This window comes from Gillisia lutea, assembly GCF_021568705.1.
Taxonomy (GTDB): Bacteria; Bacteroidota; Bacteroidia; order Flavobacteriales; family Flavobacteriaceae; genus Gillisia; species Gillisia lutea.
Genome location: NZ_JAKGTH010000009.1, coordinates 113,563 through 137,350, shown reverse-complemented (window position 1 = coordinate 137,350; position 23,788 = coordinate 113,563). Strand labels below are relative to the sequence as shown.

Genomic DNA, 23,788 nt, shown 5'->3' with positions numbered 1-23,788 from the left:
TGCCTACTTCAGTTTTTCGTTATTTTGGTGTCTATCATGATCACGTTTGGTCTTCAAATCCAATTTCTTATCAAACGCATCCTGAAGATCTATCCCGGTCTGATTGGCAAGACAAAGCACTACAAACAATACATCTGCAAGTTCTTCTCCCAAGTCTTTATTCTTATCGCTTTCCTTTTCGCTTTGCTCCCCATATCGGCGAGCAATGATACGAGCTACCTCTCCTACCTCTTCGGTTAATTGGACCATATTGGTAAGCTCATTAAAATAGCGCACCCCGTGCTCCTTAATCCAGTTATCTACTTCCAGTTGAGCGTTCTTTATTTTCATCTTGTAATTTAGTTAATACGATGGTCTCTGAATTTTTTAAAACCATTTCACTGTAAAATGTTTTCAAAGACTCATAATCATTTGTTGTAAAAACCACAGAGTTCATGTGTAATTCTGAAGTTATCCTGATATAATTTCCACTTTGCAAAATTATGAATTTATATAATCCTTGCCCCCCATTTAGCTCAATCATTTTACTTTCAGGCAAAGATGTTACCTCATAATTATCAGGCACCTTAATATAAACTGTTTTCGACTCCATCGAGGGATATTTGAAAAAGATTGGGTAAAGTCTTTCTTCTGCTTTGAATGGATTATTGTTTTGAGCGAGAAAGAACATGGGTTTCATATAAATATTCTCATTGATTTTTTCAATTCCATTTTTAAGTGTAAAATGATATTTCTGTGTGAGATCTTCATAAAGTGCATCTCTGTTTTCTACCTCAACATCCTGAATAATAATGTCACCTTTTCCTTCTTCCAGTTCTTTAAGAAAATCATCCGAGCTCATTTCTGAATACGTGTCTCGAAATTCCTTTGCGAAATGCCCATTGTCGATTTTTGTAAAACTTCCCGAAATGTCTAAATTATCTTCAAACTCAATTTTTAATATTTGCTTTGAATCTGAAATACCTGAATTCATTAGATCGACTAACTCGGAAGTCCCATCCTTTTTCACCATTCTACCCAACCAATTACTAGCATGTTGAGGCAAAATATTAGGTTCTGAATTCTCATCGGTAGCATCTAACAATAGAATTTGGCCATTCACCTTTACAGATGCTACTACATAATTGAATCCTTTTCTGGTTGGATAAACCGGAACTCCATTATTCCTGGTACTTAGTAAAACCGGGTTGGCATCTAGGCCGGCATAACGTAGCATTGCAGTTAACATCAAATTTATATCTCCAACATTACCAACCCCATCTTTATAGGCGTCTTTCACTCCATTTTCAGCGTAATATCCCAAGTAATCGTTCCATTTAACTTTAGACTTGATAAAATCGAGGATTGCAATCGTTTTTTCCCTGTCTCCTATTTTACCTGCCAAAACCGTTTTAAGATCATCATCAAAATAGCCTGTCTTATCTAATTGACCTCCAAAACCAGAAGCTAAATTGATCTTGTGAACTACATTTTCCCAGCTTTCGGCATAATTTTCTAAGGTAGAGTTAGGATACTTTATATATACTAATTCCATTTTAAGAAACCCGGCATAATTATTAAGATTATCCAAAAAAGGCTCACTTTTTAAAGCTGGAATATTTTCTTTATTTATCTCATAGATCTCTTCTTTATAATCTACTTTTTGTCTACTTGTAGAATGTGAGACAACTTTCCCACCACTTCTATTCACTTCGGTAATCGTGAAACTTCCTCTACCAGATTTTTTATCCAAATTATAAGCAATAGTACTTCTTGCATTGAAATGAGTATTGAATTTATAATATTCAGGAATTGACACCTCAAAATTCAATTTTTGAATAGGAATGGTATATTGTAATGGTATATCATCTATAGAAGTAATAAATGGGGATATTCTGGTATATTTAAATTCTATTACGCTCCCTTCCTGTATCGCCGGCATGGTAAATTTCACCTTATTACGATATTTGTTGACTTCTTCTTCAAAAATACCATCCTTATCCAGCTTGACCGAACGCAGTTTTCCGTCTACCATATTATAGGTTTCTCCTTTTAAGCCCGTTATTTTCTCCTTGCTATTTCCAGAGACATAGACTTCAATATCTCTGGTAGCCCAATCGAAGCCTTCCTTATTGTAAATCTTTACGCGCTCATATATTTCCTCTACCAGTTCAAAACCTTTTTCTTTGGAGAATTCATAAGACAGGTTTTGTTCTCTATATAGTACAACTGCATTCGCTTCCGGATCAGCTTCAAAAGAAGTGGATTTCACCTCCTCTTCGGAAACCTTTCCATAACGGAAATCCTGTGCATTACTGGTAAGAGCAACTAGTATTAAACAATAACTTAAGTAGATTTTTTTCATGGGGAATTATTTATTGATAACTGTTATAACTGCTTTTTGATTATTATATACGTTTACTTGATTCATGAATTCTCGGAAAGCTTCGTATTCCTCTTTTTTCCATACCCCATCTCTTAATACGTACTTTCTGGAAACTTTTATTTTATTTAGATCTTGAGGTTCTACCTTAAAACTATAACTACCAAATTGGTTTTCAATCTCCTTCGATTGTGGAAGTGTTTCAATTCCGTAATTCTCAGGTAATTCTATTGTAAATTCATCGATTACCGTCTTACCTCGTGAAATTTCCAAGGGGTACTGTCTGGTGCTATATCTCGGTGCATTTTCCGTTTCAACTTTAAAAATGCTTAAAGGAACCAGAATACGCGAGCCTGCATTGGTTCCAAAATGGGATCCTGAGAGCTTCAAATTTTCTTCAAAACTCCTTTCTTTTTTATGATTCTTAAAATTGATCGCTTTAATTTCAAGGTATTTTAAATGCCCTAGCAAATTCTTATAATAGGTTTTCTGTCTTTTTTCAGTAATTTGCTGTAAGCCATAATAATTTCCATATTCCACCCCGAAAGTATTTCTACTTCCTTCTGCAGTAAAAAGCCCATCTTTTTCTAAAGTAATAGTAGCTAGAGTTTTAGTAATATTCTCTTCGGTATTATACTTCTTAGTTTTAACAATCTCTCCACCAGTGGGCTTTACAAGAAGCACATTCCTGTTATCTGTAAAATCACCCAGATAATTAAAAGGGTGCGTTTGGCTGGTACATTCCAGCCATACATCTTCATTTTCCTGCGGAATATTCAATATAACATGGTTTCCCTGCATGGAAGCGAAGTCTGCATCAATATCGCGTTTCTCCTCGCCTGCATATACCACTGTGTAATACGAAGTGATTCCCTGACTTTCCAGAATAGATTTTGTGTAATTGGTGAGTGCTTTGCAATCTCCATAACCCAGATCGTCAACTTCCATGGCGAGCATTGGCATCCACCCACCAATTCCTAACTGAATGCTGATATATCTGGTTTTATTTTGAACATACTGATAAATGATCCTTGCTTTTTCAAGTGTGTCTATTACACCTTTAGTAAGCATATTTATATCTGAAATAGTTTTGCCGGAAAGTTGATTTCTGTGCTTCAATAAATTTTCATACTGCCACTTTCCGAAATCTGACCAATTTTCTGCTTCCCCCGTTACTCCCACTAAGGAAAACTGATTAAGGGCGACTTTCACTTTTGGAGTAATGCTCTTTAAAGAAGGGCTTAAATCTTCAGCCTCATAAGCTGCTAAGTTCCTAACTTCATAATGAACATTATAATTAGAAGTGGAGCTGGTTATGGTATCGCCCAGATTTTCTTCTTTAACTCTTAAGGCTATGTTTTTGGGATTATTAATTTTGTAAGAGGAAAACTGGACACTCTGGTAGTAATTATCAATTGGTGTCCATGAACGTATAAAAACGGTACTATTGGTAAGTATCTCACTATTATACTCTATGGTATATGGATATTCTAAAGGAGTATAATCTAGGTAACTAATTCTATTATCACTATACAGATCGTTAGAACTTACCCCACTAACATCTTTAAAATCTCTTTGCTTAAACTCCTTAATCTTCTCACCCTTAGCATTGTAAACTACAACTTTTTGCTTTTTAATCCTGGAATTCTCATCGTAATACTCCCCTGTTGAAACTTGATCGTCTCCGGAAGAATTTAAAACTGTGATCACCTTTTTGCTATGGATGGTCATTTTGTCTAGATCATCGATATCAACAACAACCTCTTCCGCTCTTAAAACGGTGTTGGCATTAAGTATTAATTTTAATGGAATTTCAGAAATCGGAAATTGAATATCTTGACTATAGGAAATAGTAGTGCATCCTGCTATTAGCAGAATAAAAAGGAATTTAAATCTCATTTTAGTAAAAAAATTTTCCTAAAATTAGACTTTAATTAACAATTTGCAAATTATTCCCGATTTTTAGAATCAATTAAAATAGTAACCGGACCATCGTTTATTAAGCTAATTTTCATATCGGCACCAAATATTCCAGTACCCACCTTCTTTTGAAGTATCGTTTCTAACTCATTTATAAACTGCTCGTACAAAGGGATAGCAACTTCTGGTTTCGCAGCTTTAATATAGCTGGGTCTATTTCCTTTTTTGGTACTGGCATACAATGTAAACTGGCTAATTACCAAAGCTTCTCCTTCTATATCAAGAAGCGACCGATTCATTACCCCTGCTTCATCATTAAAAATTCGCATTTTAACAACTTTCCCGCAAAGCCATTGTATGTCTTCTAAAGTATCATTTTCTTCAATCCCAACTAAAAGCAGCACACCTGTCCCAATTTCTGAATTGATTTTATTTTCAATAGTGACAGACGCTTGAGATACTCTTTGCAAAACTATTCTCATTCCTATTCCTCACTATAATTATCAACTCGGTATTGCTGCTCATCTTCACCCGACATAATTTGCAGGTAACTCTTGTACCTGGACCAGGCAATTGTTCCATTTTCTAAACCTTCTTTCACAGCGCATTTTGGCTCTTCAATATGAAGACAGTTATGGAATTTACAATCCTGTTTTACCGCAAAGAATTCAGGAAAATAATTTCCCAGCTCTTCCTTCTCCATCTCCACCACTCCAAATCCTTTAATACCGGGCGTATCAATTATTCGTGCATCAAAAGAGAGATCGTACATTTCAGCAAAAGTAGTTGTGTGTTGACCTTGTTTATGTTGCGCACTAATTTGAGAGGTTTTAAGATCTAAAGAAGGCTCTAAGGCATTTATTAAAGTAGACTTTCCCGTGCCACTATGCCCTGAGAACATACTCGTCTTTCCTATCATCATCTCCTTTACCTTATCTATATTCTTTCCTGTCTTAGCCGAAATCCCAATACATTCGTAGCCAATATTTCTATAGAGTGCTGCCAGATATTTTATTTCATCGGTTTCTTCAGGCGTATACGTATCAATTTTATTGAATAATAAGATGGTTTTTATATGATAGGCCTCAGCTGTAACCAGAAATCTATCAATAAAAGTAGTGAAGGTAGGAGGATTATTTAGGGTGACTAATAGAAAAGCCTGATCTATATTGGAAGCAATAATATGTGTTTGCTTAGAAAGGTTTACCGACTTTCTAATAATATAATTATCACGTTCTTCTATAGTTTTTATTACTCCAAAAACATCATCTCCGGTTTCTTCAAGATCAAATTCCACCTTATCTCCAACTGCCACAGGGTTAGTGCTTTTAATTCCCTTCATTCGGAATTTACCTTTAATCCGGCAATTATAAACTTTTCCTTCAGCAGTTTTTACTAGGTACCAACTCCCAGTAGATTTGTAGACTACACCCTTCATATCGTTCTTAAAAAAATCTTAAAATTCAACTCTTTATTAAATCCTTTTTAACATATATTTGATTTTACAATCAAAAAAACATCAATTATGTACAAAACTACACTTAAATTATTCATTGCAACATTATTTGTTATTTCTAGTGTTACGGGGTATGCCCAAACCAACCTTTTTGAACATCCTAATTTTGAAGAATTAGCTAAAGAACATACAATAATTGCAATCCTTCCTTTTGATGCCAAGGTTACCTTAAGACCTAAACAAATGAAAGATATTACTCCGGAGCAGCTTTTGGATATGGAGAAAAGTGAAGGTTTAGCTATACAGCAATCTATGTATACCTGGTTTTTACAAAGACAAAAAAGAGGATCTCTAACTATTAGTGTTCAGGACCCTAAAAAGACCAATGCCTTATTAAGTAAAAATGAAATGGAAAAGCTTTCTTTATATACCCCCGAAGAACTTGCCGAGCTTTTAGAAGTTGATGCAATTATTACGGGGACGTTTGAAACAGATAAACCAATGTCTGATGGAGCTTCAATCGCGCTAGGACTGCTTGTAGGTTTTTGGGGAAGTACCAATTCTGCCACAATTAATATGAGCGTAAATAACGCAGCAAATGGAGAGTTACTTTGGAACTACAACAAGCGCGTTTCTGGAGGTCTAGGAAGCAGCACCGATTCTCTTATAAACACTCTAATGAGAAAAGCTTCCAGGCGTTTGGCATACACCAAATAATGTTTTCGATTATTGTAAATAAAAAAACCTCACATAAATATGTTGAGGTTTTTTTATTTCTGCTAAATGAATAATTTTACTATTCGCTTATAATCTTTTTCTGATGATTGATAGATTCCTGATGAATCGCCTTGAACATCTTTAGAACGAATTCTTCGCTCAAACCTTGTTGTTCTCCCTCTAAAATCATTTTTCCTAAGATCTCATTCCAACGTGAAGTCTGTAAGATTGCTACGTTCTGGTTCTTTTTGATCTTTCCAATTTCATCTGAAATTTTCATTCTTTTTGAAAGCGTTTCCAATAGCTGATGATCGGCAATATCAATTTTAGCACGCAGGTTTTTTAGGTTATTTTGAAATTCTTCATTCTCCCCTACTTCTTTTCTAATCTTTAGATCTTTCATGATCTGGATAAGAGTAGCTGGGGTGATTTGCTGTGCAGCATCACTCCAGGCATTATCAGGATCGTAATGAGTTTCAATCATTAATCCGTCGTAATTTAGATCTAGTGCTGTCTGACTTAGGTCAAAAATAAGGTCTCTTCTTCCTGCAATATGCGAAGGATCTAATATTAATGGTAGATCTGGGAATTTATTTTGTAAATCGATAGCGATCTGCCATTCCGGATTATTACGGTATTTAGTTTTCTCATATGCTGAAAACCCTCTGTGAATAACCCCCAAATTCTTAATATCGGCAGTATATAAACGCTCTACAGCTCCAAGCCACAATGAAAGATCTGGATTCACCGGGTTTTTCACCAAGACAGTTTTATCGGTGCCCTTCAGAGCATCTGCGATCTCTTGTACAATAAATGGTGAAACCGTAGTTCTTGCCCCAATCCACAAGATATCTACATCATGTTTTAAAGCCAGTTCAACATGATTAGGATTCGCAACTTCGGTAGTGGTTAACATCCCCGTTTCCTCCTTTGCAGTCTGCATCCATTTTAAACCTAAAGCCCCAACACCTTCAAAGTTACCGGGTCTTGTACGTGGTTTCCAAATTCCTGCACGAAGCACACTTACATCACTGTCTTTTAGCTGATGGGCGATCTTTACTACCTGCTCTTCGGTCTCCGCACTACACGGACCGGCAATTACCAATGGGTGGTCCAAATTGAATTTCTTTAACCAATCCCCTAATTCTTTCTTATTTTCCATTTTAATCGATTTCTATAATTAATGTTTTAGTTAATTCCGTTTAATATTGCTTTAATGTGGTTAGTTCTCTCCATCTCCTTATAAACCTCTTTGAAATCATCCTCTTCTATAAGCTTCTTGAAGTTCGTTAAATTATGAATGTATTCATCTAATATTTCCACTACGTTTTCTTTATTCTGCTCAAAAATAGGTGACCACATTGCCGGCGAACTTTTAGCAAGTCGTACTGTTGAAGCAAATCCGCTTCCTGCGAGATCAAAGATATTACGCTCATTCTTTTCCTTTTCCAACACAGTTTTCCCTAGCATAAAGGAGCTTATGTGAGAAAGATGCGACACATAGGCAATATGCCTGTCATGAGATTTTGCATCCATATAACAGATTCTCATTCCCAAACGCTGAAAAATATCTAATGCTCGCTCCTGAAATTTAAAAGCTGTTTTCTCCACCTCACAAATAATGTTGGTCTTATTTCTATAAAGATTGGAAATTGCTGCTTCCGGCCCTGAGAACTCTGTACCGGCAATTGGATGAGCCGCCAGGAAATTTCTTCGTTTTTCATGCTGAATAACCGCTTCGCAAAGCTTTCCTTTTGTAGAACCTGTATCTATAACCAAAGTTTGCTCCCCAATTTTATCCAGTATCGTTTTAACTAAGTGGATACTCACATCTACAGGCACTGCTACTATAGCAATATCGCTTGTAGAAACATCATCAAGATCGGCTATTTCATCAATGATCCCCAAACTAAGGGCTTTTTCCAAATGAAGAGGTTCTGTATCTACTCCCACTAATTGTACATCTGGATATGCATTTCGAATATCCAAAGCAAATGAGCCCCCTATTAATCCTACTCCAATTATATGAACTCTCATTTTGTAACTCTTTTTATTGCTTCTTTAATTGTTTCTTCGGGTGTACAAAGTGAAAAGCGAATATATCCTTCCCCCTGACTTCCAAATATGAATCCCGGAGTTGCAAACAAATCATGTGTATGTAATAATTGATCTACAAATACCTCGGAAGTTGTTCCCACCGGTACTTTTGCCCAAACGAACAATCCTGTTTGTTCCGGTGCAGGCTTGCAATTTAAAGCTGCAGCCAGTTCTAAAACCAATTCTTTTCTTGTGGAATACACTTCATTTAAAGAATTAAACCACTCTTTTGGCAACCTTAAAGCTATGGCAGCCCCCGCCTGTAAAGGATAGAACATTCCACTATCCATATTAGATTTCACTTTCAATACATTGCTTAAAAACTTTTCATTTCCGCATAACATTCCAATACGCCAACCCGCCATATTAAAGCTCTTGCTAAGTGAATTAAGTTCTAACACTACATCTTTAGCTCCTTCTACTTCTAAAATGCTTTTTGGATGTTCATTTAAAATGAAGCTGTAAGGGTTGTCATTAACAATTAAGATATGATGCTCTTTCGCAAAAGCAACCAGGTCTTTAAACACCTTATCTGTAGCCGAGGCCCCGGTTGGCATATGCGGATAATTAACCCACATCAGCTTTACCTTACTTAGGTCTCTTTTCCCCAAGCTTTCAAGATCAGGCAGCCAATTCCCGGCTTCATCCAGATCGTAATTAACAGCTGTGGCACCTACCAATTTTGTTACTGAAGAATAAGTTGGATATCCGGGATTTGGGATTAATACCTCATCTCCTTCATTCAAAAAAGCCATAGAAATATGCAGAATTCCTTCTTTGCTTCCCATTAAAGGCAAGATCTCATTTTCAGGATCCAGCGCTACATTATAATGAGATTTGTAAAATTCCTGAATGGCATTTCGAAAATCGGTAGTGCCCTTATATGGCTGATACTGGTGTGCTGCCGAGTTTGTAAGCGCCTTATTTAAACCTTCCACAACCTGAGGTGGTGGAGGCAGATCCGGACTACCAATTCCTAAATTTATAATGGGTTTCCCCTGAGCCTCCAGCGCACGCACTTCTCTCAACTTCGAAGAGAAATAGTATTCCTGCACCTGGTTTAATCTATTGGCCTGAATCATTATAAGCTATTTTTGTAGGTTCCTAATATTTTTAATTGTTCTGTCATCACTTCCAAGATTTCCATGGCCTTTAAAAACTCTTTATAATCTTCAAAGGTCACATCCACGAAAAAAGAATATTTCCAGGGAGTTTCAATAATAGGCATGGATTGGATCTTGGTCATATCCAAGTTAAAATCTCTAATTATATTTAATACTGAAACAAGGCTTCCTCGTTTACTCTCCAGTTCAAATTTTAAAGAAGCCTTGTCTATTTTAACGCCATTCGGTTCTTTTTGCTTGGTGCTTATAATGAGGAATCGGGTAGCGTTGCTTTTTTTGGTATGAATACTCTCTGCAAGTATTTCTAATCCAAAGATCTCTGCGGCGGTTTTACTTGCAACCGCGGCTACTCCTTTCGATTGCTTCTGAGAAATTCGTCTGGCAACCTCGGCAGTATCTTCATCTTCAATTAATTTAATATGAGGATAACCTTTAAAGAATTCTTTACACTGAAGTAATGCCATCGGGTGAGAATATACCTTCTTAATAGCGGCAATGTCCTGACCTGGAAGTGCCATCAAATTCATATTAATAGGAATGTAATGCTCCCCCACGACTTTTAAATTATGCTCATCAATCAAGGCATAATTAGGAAGAATAGACCCTGCAATAGAATTTTCTATAGCCATAACTGCTTCCTGAGATTCTCCCGCAACAAGTCTATTTACCAGTTCATGAAACGTCATGCATTCCTGAATGTTCACATCTGGCCCAAAATATTCCTGTGCCACCAAATGATGAAAAGAACCTTGTACTCCCTGAATTCCTATAATTTTGTCCATTTTAAAATTGAAATAAAAAAAAGGTCCTGATTTAGAAAATCAGGACCTTTTATATATAATTCATTATTTTAATTACACAGCGCTCCCGATTCTATCTCTATAAAAGAAATAAAAATAATAGAATGCGTTCCAAGTAATTAAATTGCTCATTGTTCTAATTGAATAAAGCTAATTTATAATTTATATTTAATAATCGTACAAAAAAAATACTTTTTATACGAAAACGGTTTCGGCAACTTTCTAATTTTGAAGAAAGAAAGCTTTAAGCTCATCATATTTAATTTCATATAAAGAAATTTATATTTATCTGCTTACTTTTGACAAAAGTGAATTCATGTCTATTTTAGTCCAAAATATATCGAAGTTCTACGCAGCACAAAAAGCGCTGGACAATATTTCTTTCAGTATTCAAAAGGGAGAGATCGTTGGGTTTCTAGGGCCAAATGGTGCCGGAAAATCTACTCTAATGAAAATACTTACAGGCTATATTTCACCATCAGAAGGATCGGCGAGCCTAAATGATATTTCATTAAAGGACGATCTAAAGGCTATTCAACAAAACATTGGGTATTTGCCTGAGCATAACCCTTTATACACCGAGATGTATGTGAGGGAATATTTGTCTTTTAATGCTTCAGTATATAAAATCGATAAAAAGAGAATAGAGGAAGTAATTGCTCTTACCGGATTGCTCCCCGAAGCAAATAAAAAGATCGAGCAGCTCTCTAAAGGCTATCGCCAGCGGGTAGGACTTGCTGCGGCATTATTACATGACCCTGCAGTATTGATTTTAGATGAACCCACAACTGGTTTAGATCCAAATCAGTTAACAGAAATAAGAAACCTAATTTCAACTATTGGAAAAGAGAAGACCATCTTTCTCTCTACACATATTATGCAGGAGGTGGAAGCTATTTGCGACAGGGTGATCATTATTAATAAGGGGAAGATCGTTGCCGATAAGAAGATGAAGGAGCTGAGAGATGAGAATGAACAGATTATTCAAGTTGAATTTGATTATCGAATTGAAGAAGTTGCTTTAAATGCCTTACCTCATTTAATAGTTGCCAAGAACATTGGCGGCTTTCATTATGAATTGAAATTTGACACTACAAAAGATATGCGGCCGGCGGTATTCGATTTTGCTCATGATAACGGTTTAAAAACGCTTCAGCTCAACCGAAAAACAAAAAATCTGGAAACGCTTTTCGCCGAATTGACAAGCGGGCAATAGATTTTTAAAAAAGCTTATTATTCAACCTAAGAGACTAATTATCAAGGCACTTCAAAAATAAGTTTTCCAGTATAAAATTCTTCCACATTAACTATTGGGGGACGATTTTTAGCAATAACGTCTCCACTGCTTCTAATTTCTCCTTTTATAGATTTTTGAGGATTCACGATCATTTTATTGGTTCCACGATGAAAGATCTCATAATTCTGAACTATTAAATCTGTGGCTTCTAATCTGCCATCTCCGGCAGCAAAAAACGCATTAAAATTCTCTGCCTTTCCTTTAAGAAAATAGTTAGACACATTATCATTAGTAATGCGAAGCGATTGTACATGCAGATCCAGAATAAAATCGCCATCGGTATGAATGGAAAGATCGTCTTCCTGATTCACGGAGCGCAGCCAGAGATTATCTAATTTCAACTGTCCTATACTCTCCACCGCACTCCCGCTGCTGTTTTGAAGCCAGGTTAAATTAGGAAGCGTAACATATACCTTAGTAAGATCATACTCCCGAAAAAGATTGCAGGAATTTTCATTTCTAATACTTAAGCGATTATTTTCAACACTTACCGATACATCCTTGCGTAAATTTTTACCTGTCTCTATCACTATCTTTTGAACGGGCCCCTGCTCTATAAAAAGCTTCACTCTTTCGTAAACAATAATTTCGTTAAATGGCGCCACCTCTACTTCATCTATTACAATATCGCCAGCTTTTTTAAAACAACCCGGTGCATCTTCTGTATCACAACTACAAATGAATAAAAGAGAAAATATTATAAAGTACAGCTTTTTCATAGTATAAATTTTACTGAAGCGCTTCATTTTATCTTTGCTATTTCTCATGATCTATAATCTATACCCGAGAGAAAATTCTACTGCTTCAGCATTGGCAGCATGAGAACGAACTGTTACCGATGCCCATAAATGCTCAGATATTTTTCGCTCCAGTCCTAATCTGTTATAAACTCTTTCCACATAATTATCATAAGGATAGTACGCATAATATCCCAGTTGAGTAATAAGCGACATTTTATTGAAGGTTAGCTTATGTCCTACAAATACACCCACTCGCTTCGCATCTTCATCTCCTTCTGTTTTTCCCTGTGGAAAGGCTACCGACTGATAATAAATGAATTCTTCTAAAGCTTTCGAAAAGAATACCTCAGCTCCCGCCTGCAACGTGCTCTTTTTATTGATCACCTTATCAGCATAAGTCGATATAGTTAAAAAAGGATATTGCTTAGAGCCAATAACCCCGGTGGTATTCACTCCACTCCTAAGCACAAAGTTGTAATGAATCGGTTCAGTATATCTTTTCTCTGCCGGATCCTTTGGAATATACTGCGGAATATTTTCATGTTCTAAGAGATAGTTCACCCCAAGGTTGAATGTAAAAGTATTTGTGCTGTTATTGGGAGATTTAAAATCGGCATTAGAATAATGAATGAGTGAAACTCCGCCCTGCACACCTAAACCCTTATAAATATTTTGCTTTTGATAATTGGCCATCAAATACGTGGAACTTAATAATCTAGAACCGTAAGCATTATTGATGTAATTAGTCTCAGGATCATATGGTTGAGTAGCATACGCAATTCCCTGACCAATCCTGAACATGAGATTGCGCTTCAAGAAATAGAAGTTAAAATGAGCATATAGCGCATAATTCTCTCCTAGATATTGATTTTTCATATTCTGATAAGAGAATGAATAGCCAAAATCGGGATAGTTATATCTTCTCTCCCAGGCTTCTAAACCATAGGTCTTTCTATTTATACCCAAAATGAAACCCGTGGGATGCCCTGTTATTAAATGCGCAATATCCGGATTATGCTCCACTATCGTTCCGTAGAAATAATTGGCTTCCAAAGAAAAATACTTTTTAACCTCATTCTGACTAAAAGCCACAGAGCAGGAAACAAGCAATAACCAAAGGGTAATTTTTTTCATACGGGGGCAAATGTAACCTATTAATCAAAAAACAGAGGAAGCTATTTTATGAATATTTGTGCTTTTACCCATTGAATAATAATGCAATACATCTACTCCAGACGCTATGAGCTCTTTGCTTTGAGCGATACACCATTCTACTCCCACTTCTCTTACTTCTTCATTATTGTGACATTTAGTAACTTCTGAAATAAGAGCTTCTGGCATATCCACATGAAATCTATGCGGAATATTTGTAAGCTGTCTTTTTGTAGCCAAAGGCTTTAAACCGGGAATAATAGGAACTGTAATCCCGCTTAACCTGCATTTTTCAACAAATTCAAAATACTTCTTATTGTCGAAGAACATTTGGGTTACAACATATTCTGCTCCGGCTGCAACCTTCGCTTTTAGTTTTTCAATATCATTATCCAAACTTGGTGCTTCCATGTGTTTTTCAGGATATCCTGCAACACCTACGCAAAAATCGGTGGTATGGTTTTTCTCTAAAGGAGTGTCGAGGTATTTTCCATCATTCATTTGCGAGATTTGTATCACCAAATCAGATGCAAAATTATTCCCCTTCGGCTCAGGCTTAAAATAAGTTTCACTTTTTACAGCATCCCCTCGTAAGGCCATGACATTTTTAATACCTAAGAAATCCAGATCTATTAAAAAGTTCTCGGTATCTTCTTTTGTAAAACCTCCGCATAAAATATGTGGTACCGCATCGATTCCATATTTATTTTGAATGGCTGCACAAATCCCTACCGTTCCCGGCCGTTTTCTAACTACCCGCTTCTCTAGAAACCCATTAGGTTGTTCTATATATACATATTCTTCCCGATGGTAAGTAACATCAATAAAAGGGGGATTAAATTCCATAAGGGGATCTATGCCGTCAAAAATAGATTGAATATGTTGCCCTTTTAAGGGAGGTAAAATTTCAAAGGAAAATAGGGTCTTTCCTTTAGCTGCTTTTATATGCTCGGTAATTTTCATTTATTTCTTATTGATCTGCAATTGCAGGATTTAACCACTTTTCGGCGGTTTCTACACTTATTTCTTTTCTGTTGGCGAAATCCTTCACCTGATCGGATTTGATCTTTCCTAAGCCGAAATATCTAGCTTCAGGATTTCCGAAATAATACCCACTAACGCTCGCAGCAGGCCACATGGCCAGACTGTCGGTAAGTTTTACTGATATTGTTTCTTCCACTCCTAAAACTTCCCAAATTGTCAATTTTTCTAAATGATCTGGACATGCCGGATACCCCGGCGCCGGGCGAATTCCTTTATAACTTTCTTTTATAAGATCTTCATTACTAAGATGCTCATCACCCGCATATCCCCAATCTTCCGTTCTTACTTGTTTATGAAGGAATTCGGCAAAAGCCTCTGCAAGTCTATCTGCTAGTGCTTTTACCATTATGGAGTTGTAATCGTCATGTTCGGCCTCAAATTTAGCAGCCAGTTCCTGAGTTCCAAAACCGGCACTCACACAAAAACACCCTATATAATCCTGAATTCCCGATTCTTTTGGCGCTATAAAGTCTGATAGAGCAAAATTTGGTTTGCCTTCATGCTTTTTCAGCTGTTGTCTAAGCGTTCGAAATACTGCTTTCTTTGCTTTGCCCTCTTTTAAATACTCAAGTTCTATATCATCATTATTTATTGCATTTGCTTCAAACAATCCGAAGACAGCCTTAGCTTTGAGCAATTTTTGATCAAAAATTTTATGTAATAATTCCCGGCCGTCGGCAAATAATATACTGGCCTGTTCGCCCACTATCTCATCTGAAAGTATTGCAGGATATTTCCCATGCAGATCCCAGCTTCTAAAGAAAGGCGTCCAATCTATAAAATCTTCCAATTTCTTCAGATCAAAATCTTCAATTACCTGAATTCCCAATTTATTAGGTCTTATAATTTCTGAAGTCTTCCAGTTGATCTGATATTTATTCTCTCTCGCAACATCTATGGGAAGAAAATCCTTCACTTTACTGCGCTTTAAAAAGTTGGTTCTAAAAATATCATAGTCTAATTTAATAGCTTCCAGGTACTTCTTTGAAGAGCTTTCTTTTAAAAGATCATTCACCACATTTACCGCTCGAGATGCATCATTCACATGAATTACGGCATTTTTATAGTGAGGATCGATCTTTACCGCGGTATGTGCCTTAGAGGTTGTTGCGCCACCAATTAATAAAGGAACCGTAAAATTTTGTCGTTGCATCTCCTTTGCCAGATACACCATTTCATCTAAGGAGGGAGTTATGAGTCCGCTTAAGCCAATTGCATCAACATTTTCAGTTTTGGCAACCTCGATGATCTTCTCGGGAGGAACCATTACTCCAAGATCGATGATCTCATAATTATTACAGCCCAATACCACGCTCACGATATTTTTTCCAATATCGTGAACATCCCCTTTTACGGTGGCCATTAAAATTTTACCCGCTGCTCTGCTTTGAGTAGTTCCATCTTTCGCTGCTTCTATAAAAGGCAGTAAATAAGCAACTGCTTTTTTCATTACTCTAGCCGATTTTACCACCTGTGGCAGGAACATCTTACCGCTTCCAAAAAGATCGCCTACCACATTCATACCTGTCATTAACGGTCCTTCAATCACTTCAATAGGTTTAGCTACTTCTAATCTAGCTGCTTCAACATCTTCAATAATATATGCATCAACACCTTTCACCATGGCATGGGTTATGCGTTCTTGCAAACTTTTTTCACGCCAGGAAAGATCTATTTTATTTTCCTTGATACTACCGGTAACGGTTTCTGCAAAAGTTAGTAATCGCTCGGTAGCATCATCTCTTCTATCCAGGATTACATCTTCCACATGTTCTAATAAATCCTTTGGAATATTATCGTAAACTTCAAGCATCGCCGGGTTTACAATCCCGATATTCATACCTGCTTTAATAGCATGATAAAGAAATACGGAATGCATGGCCTCTCGCACAGGATTATTTCCTCTAAATGAAAAAGATACATTACTCACCCCACCGCTTATACTGCAATGCGGTAAATTTGCTTTCACCCACTTGGTAGCTTCAATGAAATCTAACGCATTTTTGCGGTGCTCTTCCATTCCCGTAGCCACCGGAAAAATATTGAGATCAAAAATTATGTCTTCGGGTGGAAATTTCACTTTATCGACAAGGATCTGGTAAGAACGCTTTGCAATTTCTATTCTTCGATCATAAGAATCGGCTTGTCCTATTTCATCAAAAGCCATCACTATCACAGCTGCTCCATAGCGCTTTACTTTTTTGGCATGTTTGATAAATTCTTCTTCTCCTTCCTTTAAACTGATAGAATTCACAACGCATTTTCCCTGAACCACCTGTAATCCGGCCTCGATAATCTCCCATTTAGAACTATCGATCATTATTGGAACTCTTGCAATATCAGGCTCAGATACTATTAGATTTAGAAATTTTACCATAGCTTCTTTTCCATCTACCAATCCATCATCCATATTCACATCGATAATCTGGGCTCCTTCCTCAACCTGATTTCTGGCGATATCTAAGGCTTCTTCATATTTTTCTTCCTTTATAAGTCGGAGAAATTTTTTGGAGCCGGACATATTTGTGCGTTCTCCCACATTCACGAAATTACTTTCCGGCGTTATAATGAGTGGTTCTAAGCCCGAAAGTTTTAGTGCTTTAAATTCTGTCATTTTACTAAACTGTTTCAGGATTAAGTTGATCTTTAAGAATTCTAGGCTTGTAATCTTCAGCTATTTTGGCAATGGCTTTAATATGTGCCGGGGTAGTGCCGCAACAGCCCCCTAAAATATTGACCAAACTTTTTTCAAGATATTCCCGAATTTGTTCTGCCATTTCCTGCGGAGTTTCATCATATTCCCCAAAGGCATTAGGTAGCCCGGCATTTGGATAAGCCGAAACTCCAAAATTACTTTTACGTGCCAGCACTTCTAGATGCGGAGTAAGTTGTTTTGCTCCCAGCGCACAATTGAAGCCCACACTTAGTAAAGGAATATGTGATATAGAAATAAGAAATGCCTCAGCCGTTTGCCCGGAAAGGGTTCTCCCGGAAGCATCGGTAATTGTTCCACTTATCATGACAGGAATATTAGAATTGAGTTCCTCCTTCAATTCATCAATGGCAAAAAGTGCAGCCTTTGCATTTAAGGTGTCGAAAACTGTTTCTACAAGTAATATATCAACTCCTCCGTCTATAAGCGCTTTTGCCTGTTGCTTGTATGCGGTAAAAAGTTGCTTAAAGGAAATAGCTCTATAGCCAGGATCATTCACATCTGGCGACATGCTCGCTGTTTTATTGGTAGGACCCATAGCTCCTGCCACAAATCTGGGTTTTTCCGGAGTTTCTAATGTTAATTCTAGAGCCACTTGTTTGGCTATTTTAGCCGACTCATAATTGAGTTCATACACCAGCTCCTCCATGCCATAATCGGCCATGGCAATAGTATTAGCAGAGAAAGTATTGGTTTCTACAATATCTGCCCCCGCCAAAAAATATTTACGATGAATTTCGGCAATGGCATGTGGTTGAGTGATAGACAGTAGATCGTTATTTCCTTTTAAATATAAATGCCAATCTGCAAACCTCCTTCCACGGAAATCTTCTTCTGAGAATTTATATTCCTGAAGCATCGTGCCCATGGCACCATCTAATATTAGTATTTTTTTTGAGAGTAAATCTTCTAATTTTGACATGATATATACTATATAATTATCAAAAAAGAAGCGGGAAAAGAATTCTTTTGTTATCTATCTGCAACAAAGTGCAGTAGAATGTAGCACCTTCTCCAAACGGAGGGTTGCCAAGGCGTCATTGGGTCTAATCCCTCAACCTTTCTTGATAACGATTTTAAATAAAAAATGAACTTAAGTCTTGTAAATATACGCTTAGTTTACGCATTTGCAAGGAATACCTAAAAAATTTGATTAGTTAATCACTTCTTCATTTAAAGTGATTCCATAGGTTATTGTAGCTGTTTTTTCTAACATTTTAGCAACCGAACAGTATTTATCTAAAGACAAGTCTACTGCGCGTTTTGCTTTAGCTGCAGAAACATCTCCTTTAAGAAAAATGTTTAAATGAATGCCTGTAAAAACATTGGGAATAGCTCCATCTACGCGTGTTCCTTCTACTTCCACCTGAAGATCTTCCAGCTCTACCTGCTGTTTTTTAAGGATCATAACTATATCAATGCTGCTACACCCGGCAATACCCATAAGCAATAGCTCCATCGGACTTGCACCTTGAGGATCTGGCTCAGATTTATTATCCAAATGCACCACATCGCCACGTTCATTTTTAGTTTCAAAATGATAGTTATTGTTCAGCCTTTTTAAATTGATCTTCATTATAAATATGTTTCCCACAAAGTTAGTCAAACAATTTATACAGAAAAACATTAACTGAAAAAGCTGCACTATACATTCAATTTTTAATTGAAATATAATGCAGCCTTTTTTTTAATAATTCTGAAGGATTTAAACTCCTATACTTTGCACCACTTCCTTCTTAGCTTCTTTTTTGGTGCCATCAAATCCTTCCACACCGCCCACGGTGGTATACTTCAAGACGTACTTTTTACCAGGATTTATCCTTTGGTAGGCGCTCTGACACATAATTGCTGCTTCATGAAACCCAGAAAGGATCAATTTTAATTTTCCTTTGTAAGTGTTTACATCGCCTATGGCATAAATGCCGGGAATGTTGGTTTGATAATCGTATGAATTATCTACCTTTATAGCGTTCTTCTCGATTTCTAAGCCCCAATTTGCCATAGGCCCCAACTTAGGAGAAAGACCAAATAAAGGTATGAATGCGTCTACATCCTTGAATTCCTCACCTCTAGCCTCATCTTTATGTCGAATTACTACTTTTTCAAGTTGATCTTCCCCTGTAAGTCCAACAATCTCCGCATTAGTTATTAGATTGATCTTTCCTAAGTCTGCCAATTCTGAAACTTTTTCAACTGAATCTAAAGCTCCTCTAAATTCATTTCGGCGGTGCACTAGTGAAACCTCTGATGCCACATCTGCAAGAAATATTGCCCAGTCTAACGCAGAGTCTCCTCCGCCGGCAATAATCACTTTTTTGTCTCGATAGATTTCAGGATCCTTAATAAAATAATTAATCCCTTTATCTTCATAATCTGCTATATTGGAAATGGGTGGTTTTCTTGGTTCAAAAGAGCCTAAACCTCCGGCAATTGCTACTACCGGAGCATGATGCTTAGTGCCTTTATTAGTGGTTACTACAAACGTATTATCCTCCAATTTTTCAATGGTCTCTGCACGTTCTCCTAAGGTAAACCCAGGCTCAAAGGGTTTTATCTGTTCCATTAGATTACTTACAAGATCACCCGCTAGAATCTCGGGAAATGCCGGAATATCATAGATTGGTTTTTTAGGATAGATCTCTGAGCATTGTCCACCTGGTTGGGGTAGCGCGTCTATCAAATGTGTTTTCAACTTTAGTAATCCTGCTTCAAAAACTGTAAAGAGCCCGGTTGGCCCTGCACCTATTATTAAAATATCTGTTTTAATCATTCTTAACTTTCTTTTCAATTAATGTTTCTGTTATCTTATTCATTTGTGCCACTTTACTTTCAAAATCACCCTTTATGGTCTTTCTGAATTCATTTAAATTTTCTACCATTAAATTAATATCATCGGGAATGATTTCTTCAAATAACTGACGTAATCTTTTTGCAGTGGTAGGCGATTTCCCGTTAGTTGAAATAGCGATCTTCACATGACCTTTATTTACAATTCCTCCCATATAAAAATCACATAATTCCGGGGTGTCTGCTATATTCGCCAAGAGATGTCGTTTTCTTGCCTGTACGTATATTTTCTTGTTCAACTTAGGATTATCGGTAGTAGCAATTACCAGATGTCGACCCTTTAGACACTTGCGTTTATAACTTTTCTTTGTAAGTTTTACCTGATGTTTTTTTGCCAATGCTATCGTTTCTGGTTTAAACCATTTTGCGAGTATTTCTACATTTGCATTCGGACTTGATTTCAACAGAAAATGTAATTTTTCAAGCCCTACGTTACCGCCTCCTACAATAAGCACATTGAGTTTATTTACTTTCAGGAATATGGGATATAATTCATTTCGTTCTTCCATAACTACGCGGCATCGGTTTGAGATATTTTAACTTCAGAAGTCTTTGGCAAAGCTTGAAGGTTCTGAACAACTTCTTGCAGCTGATGACTTTCTCTAACTACATCACCAATCACAATAATAGCAGGAGCGGTTAATCGTTTATGTGCTACCACTTTCTCGATATCTTTTATACTGCCAAAACCGGATGTTTCATTTAAGGTTGTCCCATTTTGAATGATCCCCACCGGCATATCCTGCTTTCCGAGCTCAGAAAATATCGCTACGATTTCTGCAAGCTTTGCCATTCCCATTAATATCACCACCGTAGCTGTAGATTGGGCTGCTAGTTTTACGTCGGCAGAAAGTTTCCGCTGAGATGTTGTTCCCGTGATCACCCAAAAACTTTCTGAAATTCCGCGTTTTGTCAAAGGAATTCCCACATTGGCAGGAACGGCTATTGAAGAAGTAATACCCGAAACCACTGCAGTTTCCAACCCCTGACTTCTGGCATAGTCAATTTCTTCAGATCCTCTTCCAAAAATGAATGGATCTCCTCCCTTCAATCTTACTACATGACCTTCTTCTAAGGCATATTTCACTATAAGTTTATTAATCTCATCCTGACTATATCTATGCTTATCTTTACGTTTTCCTACAAAAATATGTTTGGCCTGTGGGGCATATTCTAATAATTCTCGATTTATTAGTGCATCGTACAACACCACCTGAGCGGCTTGTAGAGTTTTTACAGCTTTAATAGTTATTAGTTCAGGATCTCCCGGTCCAGCACCAACAACGCTCAATTTTGGAATACTAAACATTTTGCACCTCCTTTGTTCTATAAGCATCTACCTTTTTAAGGAACAGATGCGCATCTTCTAAATATTTTATTGCAAATGCCTCACTAGGCGCTCTTTCATTTAGCTGATATGCAAATTCTTTGAAAGAAGTTGAAAGAGAGATCTTTTCAGTTTGCACAAATAGTTCATCAAACTGAGCAATGATGCCGGCTTGTGTATTGGTTGAAACATTATCGGCTAGCAATAAAGCTTTAGCTGAATTTACTATAGAAGTATAAGAATGGTAAATACTATCTGCCCAGGATTTTCTATCTAATGCACTTTTGGCATTATCAATTTTCTCCTCACTTTCAAAAAGAAGCGTAGCAATAAGATCTATAACCACTCCCGCACATTCTCCTACTCCAACGGCTTGTATATAAGGTTTTTCATGTCCCCAGTCTACAAACTCGTTTTCTGTGATATTCGAAGTATCTGATAACTCCTTTAAAAGATCATAGAAATAGGATTTCCCTTGCCTATCATAATACTCAATGAATTTTTCATTCGCTGAAGAAGATCTTTCGAAATCATTTAACAGAACACGTAAAGCCTGCGGCCCGCGTTTACTAGGAATTTTAATCACTTTATCAGAAAATCGTCCCTTTCCATTTCCAAGCACTCCTCCCCCAAGAAGGATTTGCAATGCCGGAGCAACCGTTTTACCCACTTTTATAGACATTCCCTGAAAACCGATTTCCGCCATATTGTGTTGCCCACAAGCATTCATACAACCGCTAATTTTGATGGTTATGTCTTTTCCGTTAATATATTGTGGAAACTCCTCTTTTATTACATCTTCTAATACATCGGCAATTCCCGTACTACTAGCTATCCCCAGATTACAAGTGTCGGTACCCGGGCAGGCAGTGATATCGAGCGTTTTATTGTAACCGGGCTCTGCAAAACCTAATTCGTATAATTCCTTATAAAAGAATGGCAATAATTCTTCTCGCACATGCCTTAGTAAAATATCCTGACGAAGAGAGAACCTGAGTTCATTTCCCGCATATTTTTTTATAAGATCTGCCAGTTTTCGTGCTGCTCCAGTATAAAAATCGCCTAAAGGCACCCGAATTCCAATAGCGTAAAGTCCTTCTTGCTTTTGAGCTATTATATTAGTGGCTTTCCAGGAATTAAACGCCTTCTCATCTTTTATAATTACTGAAGGAATTTCAACATCTTTTAACTGAGGAAGGGTTTCAAAGGTTGCAAGATTAAATTCCACTTTTTCTCCTGAAAGAGCTGTTTTTTGAGCAGCTACCAATTCCATAAAAGCTTCTTTTCCAATATCTTTGATCAAGAATTTCATTCTGGCTTTTAGGCGCTTCGCTCGCTCTCCATATCTATCAAAAACGCGTAATACCGATTCTATTAGTTCTATTATATTTTCCGCTTCAATAAAATCGTATAGCACATCGGCATGTCTGGGCTGAGACCCCAATCCGCCGCCAAGCATCACTTTAAATCCGCGTTTTCCATCCTTAATCTTGGCTATGAAACCCAGATCATGAATAAAGCTCAATGCCGAATCTTCTTCCGAAGATGAAAAGGAGATCTTGAACTTTCTCCCCATTTCCTGACAAATAGGATTTCTTAAAAAGAACTGGAATGTAGCATGCGCATAAGGGGAAACATCAAAAGGCTCATTTACATCTATTCCCGCAGTAGGAGAAGCAGTGATATTTCTTACCGTATTTCCACAGGCTTCTCGCAATGTAATGTCATCTTTTTCAAGTTGCGACCAAAGTTCTGGTGTTCTATCCAGACTAACATAATGAATCTGGATATCCTGTCTTGTGGTAATGTGTAACCTTCCGGTGGAATATTCATCAGAAACATCCGCTATTCTATGAAGCTGCTCAGAAGTTACTTTACCAAATGGCAGTTTTATTCTCACCATCTGTACTCCGGCCTGACGCTGGCCATATACACCACGCGCCAGTCTTAGACTTCTAAATTTTTCTTCATCGGCCTTCCCTTCACGAAATAACCTGATCTTTTTTTCTAAATCCAGAATATCCTTTTCTACAATGGGATTTTCCAGTTCTGTTCTAAAACTTTGCATGGGTATTGGTTTTTAAAATGAAAAAAGTCCTTTTAAAGTGAGACACTTAAAAGGACTTTTTATAAATAAATTTATAGAAATAGCTTTTAGGTGTAAGGCACACTGCACATACACATATAACATG

Annotated in this window: 21 protein-coding genes and 1 riboswitch; of the genes, 2 read left to right on the top strand and 19 right to left on the bottom strand. The window is 37.0% G+C overall.

Translation table 11 applies throughout. The features are described from left to right. Positions 1-3 precede the first annotated feature (3 nt). Genes L1I30_RS10050 through rsgA form a run of 5 tightly spaced genes read right to left on the bottom strand, consistent with a single transcriptional unit; the run spans position 4 to position 5,720 of the window. Positions 4-330: a nucleotide pyrophosphohydrolase gene (locus L1I30_RS10050; protein WP_236134158.1), complete on the bottom strand. Its 327-nt coding sequence runs from the start codon at positions 328-330 to the stop codon at positions 4-6. Next, complete coding sequence (locus L1I30_RS10045) at positions 296-2,344, bottom strand: DUF3858 domain-containing protein (protein WP_236134157.1); 2,049 nt, start codon at positions 2,342-2,344, stop codon at positions 296-298. The genes L1I30_RS10050 and L1I30_RS10045 overlap by 35 nt, the downstream gene beginning before the upstream one ends. A 6-nt stretch (positions 2,345-2,350) precedes the next feature. Continuing rightward, positions 2,351-4,261: a DUF3858 domain-containing protein gene (locus L1I30_RS10040; protein ID WP_236134156.1), complete on the bottom strand. Its 1,911-nt coding sequence runs from the start codon at positions 4,259-4,261 to the stop codon at positions 2,351-2,353. Between the two features lie 50 nt (positions 4,262-4,311). After that, complete coding sequence (gene dtd / locus L1I30_RS10035) at positions 4,312-4,764, bottom strand: D-aminoacyl-tRNA deacylase (RefSeq protein WP_236134155.1); 453 nt, start codon at positions 4,762-4,764, stop codon at positions 4,312-4,314. A gap of 2 nt (positions 4,765-4,766) precedes the next feature. After that, positions 4,767-5,720, bottom strand: coding sequence for a ribosome small subunit-dependent GTPase A (gene rsgA / locus L1I30_RS10030; RefSeq protein ID WP_236134154.1), 954 nt, complete (start codon positions 5,718-5,720; stop codon positions 4,767-4,769). A gap of 87 nt (positions 5,721-5,807) precedes the next feature. Between rsgA and L1I30_RS10025 the strand changes: the two genes are divergently transcribed. Continuing rightward, entirely contained in the window at positions 5,808-6,455 is a 648-nt protein-coding gene (locus L1I30_RS10025) for a hypothetical protein (protein WP_236134153.1), read from the top strand. A 79-nt stretch (positions 6,456-6,534) separates the two neighbouring features. Here L1I30_RS10025 and L1I30_RS10020 read toward each other — a convergent pair whose 3' ends face one another. From L1I30_RS10020 to L1I30_RS10005, 4 genes are read right to left on the bottom strand one after another with little or no spacing between them, the layout of a single operon-like run. After that, positions 6,535-7,617, bottom strand: a complete 1,083-nt coding sequence (locus L1I30_RS10020; RefSeq protein ID WP_236134152.1) for a bifunctional 3-deoxy-7-phosphoheptulonate synthase/chorismate mutase type II — start codon at positions 7,615-7,617, stop codon at positions 6,535-6,537. A gap of 26 nt (positions 7,618-7,643) precedes the next feature. Then, positions 7,644-8,492, bottom strand: a complete 849-nt coding sequence (locus L1I30_RS10015) for a prephenate dehydrogenase (RefSeq protein ID WP_236134151.1) — start codon at positions 8,490-8,492, stop codon at positions 7,644-7,646. Next, entirely contained in the window at positions 8,489-9,634 is a 1,146-nt protein-coding gene (locus tag L1I30_RS10010) for a pyridoxal phosphate-dependent aminotransferase (protein WP_236134150.1), read from the bottom strand. The genes L1I30_RS10015 and L1I30_RS10010 overlap by 4 nt, the downstream gene beginning before the upstream one ends. Continuing rightward, positions 9,634-10,458, bottom strand: a complete 825-nt coding sequence (locus L1I30_RS10005) for a prephenate dehydratase (RefSeq protein WP_236134149.1) — start codon at positions 10,456-10,458, stop codon at positions 9,634-9,636. Before L1I30_RS10005 ends, L1I30_RS10010 begins: the two co-directional genes overlap by 1 nt. A gap of 334 nt (positions 10,459-10,792) precedes the next feature. On the opposite strand from L1I30_RS10005, the gene gldA reads away from it, so the two are divergent. Next, positions 10,793-11,692 carry a gliding motility-associated ABC transporter ATP-binding subunit GldA gene (gldA, locus tag L1I30_RS10000; protein WP_236134148.1) on the top strand — a complete coding sequence of 300 codons (900 nt, stop codon included), beginning with the start codon at positions 10,793-10,795 and terminating at the stop codon, positions 11,690-11,692. Between the two features lie 41 nt (positions 11,693-11,733). Here the strand turns inward: gldA and L1I30_RS09995 are convergent, their stop codons facing one another. The 10 genes from L1I30_RS09995 to L1I30_RS09950 form a co-directional block, all read right to left on the bottom strand. Next, positions 11,734-12,492: a head GIN domain-containing protein gene (locus L1I30_RS09995; RefSeq protein ID WP_236134147.1), complete on the bottom strand. Its 759-nt coding sequence runs from the start codon at positions 12,490-12,492 to the stop codon at positions 11,734-11,736. A 51-nt stretch (positions 12,493-12,543) separates the two neighbouring features. Next, complete coding sequence (locus L1I30_RS09990; protein ID WP_236134146.1) at positions 12,544-13,647, bottom strand: acyloxyacyl hydrolase; 1,104 nt, start codon at positions 13,645-13,647, stop codon at positions 12,544-12,546. 24 nt (positions 13,648-13,671) lie between these two features. Beyond that, positions 13,672-14,628 (bottom strand): methylenetetrahydrofolate reductase [NAD(P)H], encoded by a 957-nt coding sequence (gene metF, locus L1I30_RS09985; RefSeq protein WP_236134145.1) that lies wholly within the window; start codon positions 14,626-14,628, stop codon positions 13,672-13,674. A 7-nt stretch (positions 14,629-14,635) separates the two neighbouring features. Further along, positions 14,636-17,323 (bottom strand): methionine synthase, encoded by a 2,688-nt coding sequence (metH, locus tag L1I30_RS09980; RefSeq protein ID WP_236134144.1) that lies wholly within the window; start codon positions 17,321-17,323, stop codon positions 14,636-14,638. Between the two features lie 4 nt (positions 17,324-17,327). Further along, complete coding sequence (locus tag L1I30_RS09975) at positions 17,328-18,344, bottom strand: homocysteine S-methyltransferase family protein (RefSeq protein WP_236134143.1); 1,017 nt, start codon at positions 18,342-18,344, stop codon at positions 17,328-17,330. A 47-nt stretch (positions 18,345-18,391) separates the two neighbouring features. Next, positions 18,392-18,496: riboswitch (SAM riboswitch) on the bottom strand. A 79-nt stretch (positions 18,497-18,575) separates the two neighbouring features. Then, positions 18,576-18,998, bottom strand: a complete 423-nt coding sequence (locus tag L1I30_RS09970; RefSeq protein WP_236134142.1) for an OsmC family protein — start codon at positions 18,996-18,998, stop codon at positions 18,576-18,578. Between the two features lie 129 nt (positions 18,999-19,127). Beyond that, complete coding sequence (locus tag L1I30_RS09965) at positions 19,128-20,192, bottom strand: NAD(P)/FAD-dependent oxidoreductase (RefSeq protein ID WP_236134141.1); 1,065 nt, start codon at positions 20,190-20,192, stop codon at positions 19,128-19,130. After that, complete coding sequence (locus tag L1I30_RS09960) at positions 20,185-20,778, bottom strand: precorrin-2 dehydrogenase/sirohydrochlorin ferrochelatase family protein (protein ID WP_236134140.1); 594 nt, start codon at positions 20,776-20,778, stop codon at positions 20,185-20,187. Before L1I30_RS09960 ends, L1I30_RS09965 begins: the two co-directional genes overlap by 8 nt. Positions 20,779-20,780: 2 nt before the next feature. After that, a complete protein-coding gene (cobA, locus tag L1I30_RS09955; protein ID WP_236134139.1) occupies positions 20,781-21,578 on the bottom strand; it encodes a uroporphyrinogen-III C-methyltransferase in 798 nt (265 codons plus the stop codon). Beyond that, positions 21,571-23,664 (bottom strand): ferredoxin-like domain-containing protein, encoded by a 2,094-nt coding sequence (locus L1I30_RS09950; protein WP_236134138.1) that lies wholly within the window; start codon positions 23,662-23,664, stop codon positions 21,571-21,573. The genes cobA and L1I30_RS09950 overlap by 8 nt, the downstream gene beginning before the upstream one ends. Between the last annotated feature and the right edge of the window lie 124 nt (positions 23,665-23,788).

Coding starts and splice junctions, on each gene's coding strand:
- L1I30_RS10050 (WP_236134158.1), bottom strand. CDS start 330: ATGAAAATAAAGAACGCTCAACTGGAAGTAGATAACTGGATTAAGGAG.
- L1I30_RS10045 (WP_236134157.1), bottom strand. CDS start 2,344: ATGAAAAAAATCTACTTAAGTTATTGTTTAATACTAGTTGCTCTTACC.
- L1I30_RS10040 (WP_236134156.1), bottom strand. CDS start 4,261: ATGAGATTTAAATTCCTTTTTATTCTGCTAATAGCAGGATGCACTACT.
- dtd (WP_236134155.1), bottom strand. CDS start 4,764: ATGAGAATAGTTTTGCAAAGAGTATCTCAAGCGTCTGTCACTATTGAA.
- rsgA (WP_236134154.1), bottom strand. CDS start 5,720: ATGAAGGGTGTAGTCTACAAATCTACTGGGAGTTGGTACCTAGTAAAA.
- L1I30_RS10025 (WP_236134153.1), top strand. CDS start 5,808: ATGTACAAAACTACACTTAAATTATTCATTGCAACATTATTTGTTATT.
- L1I30_RS10020 (WP_236134152.1), bottom strand. CDS start 7,617: ATGGAAAATAAGAAAGAATTAGGGGATTGGTTAAAGAAATTCAATTTG.
- L1I30_RS10015 (WP_236134151.1), bottom strand. CDS start 8,492: ATGAGAGTTCATATAATTGGAGTAGGATTAATAGGGGGCTCATTTGCT.
- L1I30_RS10010 (WP_236134150.1), bottom strand. CDS start 9,634: ATGATTCAGGCCAATAGATTAAACCAGGTGCAGGAATACTATTTCTCT.
- L1I30_RS10005 (WP_236134149.1), bottom strand. CDS start 10,458: ATGGACAAAATTATAGGAATTCAGGGAGTACAAGGTTCTTTTCATCAT.
- gldA (WP_236134148.1), top strand. CDS start 10,793: ATGTCTATTTTAGTCCAAAATATATCGAAGTTCTACGCAGCACAAAAA.
- L1I30_RS09995 (WP_236134147.1), bottom strand. CDS start 12,492: ATGAAAAAGCTGTACTTTATAATATTTTCTCTTTTATTCATTTGTAGT.
- L1I30_RS09990 (WP_236134146.1), bottom strand. CDS start 13,647: ATGAAAAAAATTACCCTTTGGTTATTGCTTGTTTCCTGCTCTGTGGCT.
- metF (WP_236134145.1), bottom strand. CDS start 14,628: ATGAAAATTACCGAGCATATAAAAGCAGCTAAAGGAAAGACCCTATTT.
- metH (WP_236134144.1), bottom strand. CDS start 17,323: ATGACAGAATTTAAAGCACTAAAACTTTCGGGCTTAGAACCACTCATT.
- L1I30_RS09975 (WP_236134143.1), bottom strand. CDS start 18,344: ATGTCAAAATTAGAAGATTTACTCTCAAAAAAAATACTAATATTAGAT.
- L1I30_RS09970 (WP_236134142.1), bottom strand. CDS start 18,998: ATGAAGATCAATTTAAAAAGGCTGAACAATAACTATCATTTTGAAACT.
- L1I30_RS09965 (WP_236134141.1), bottom strand. CDS start 20,192: ATGATTAAAACAGATATTTTAATAATAGGTGCAGGGCCAACCGGGCTC.
- L1I30_RS09960 (WP_236134140.1), bottom strand. CDS start 20,778: ATGGAAGAACGAAATGAATTATATCCCATATTCCTGAAAGTAAATAAA.
- cobA (WP_236134139.1), bottom strand. CDS start 21,578: ATGTTTAGTATTCCAAAATTGAGCGTTGTTGGTGCTGGACCGGGAGAT.
- L1I30_RS09950 (WP_236134138.1), bottom strand. CDS start 23,664: ATGCAAAGTTTTAGAACAGAACTGGAAAATCCCATTGTAGAAAAGGAT.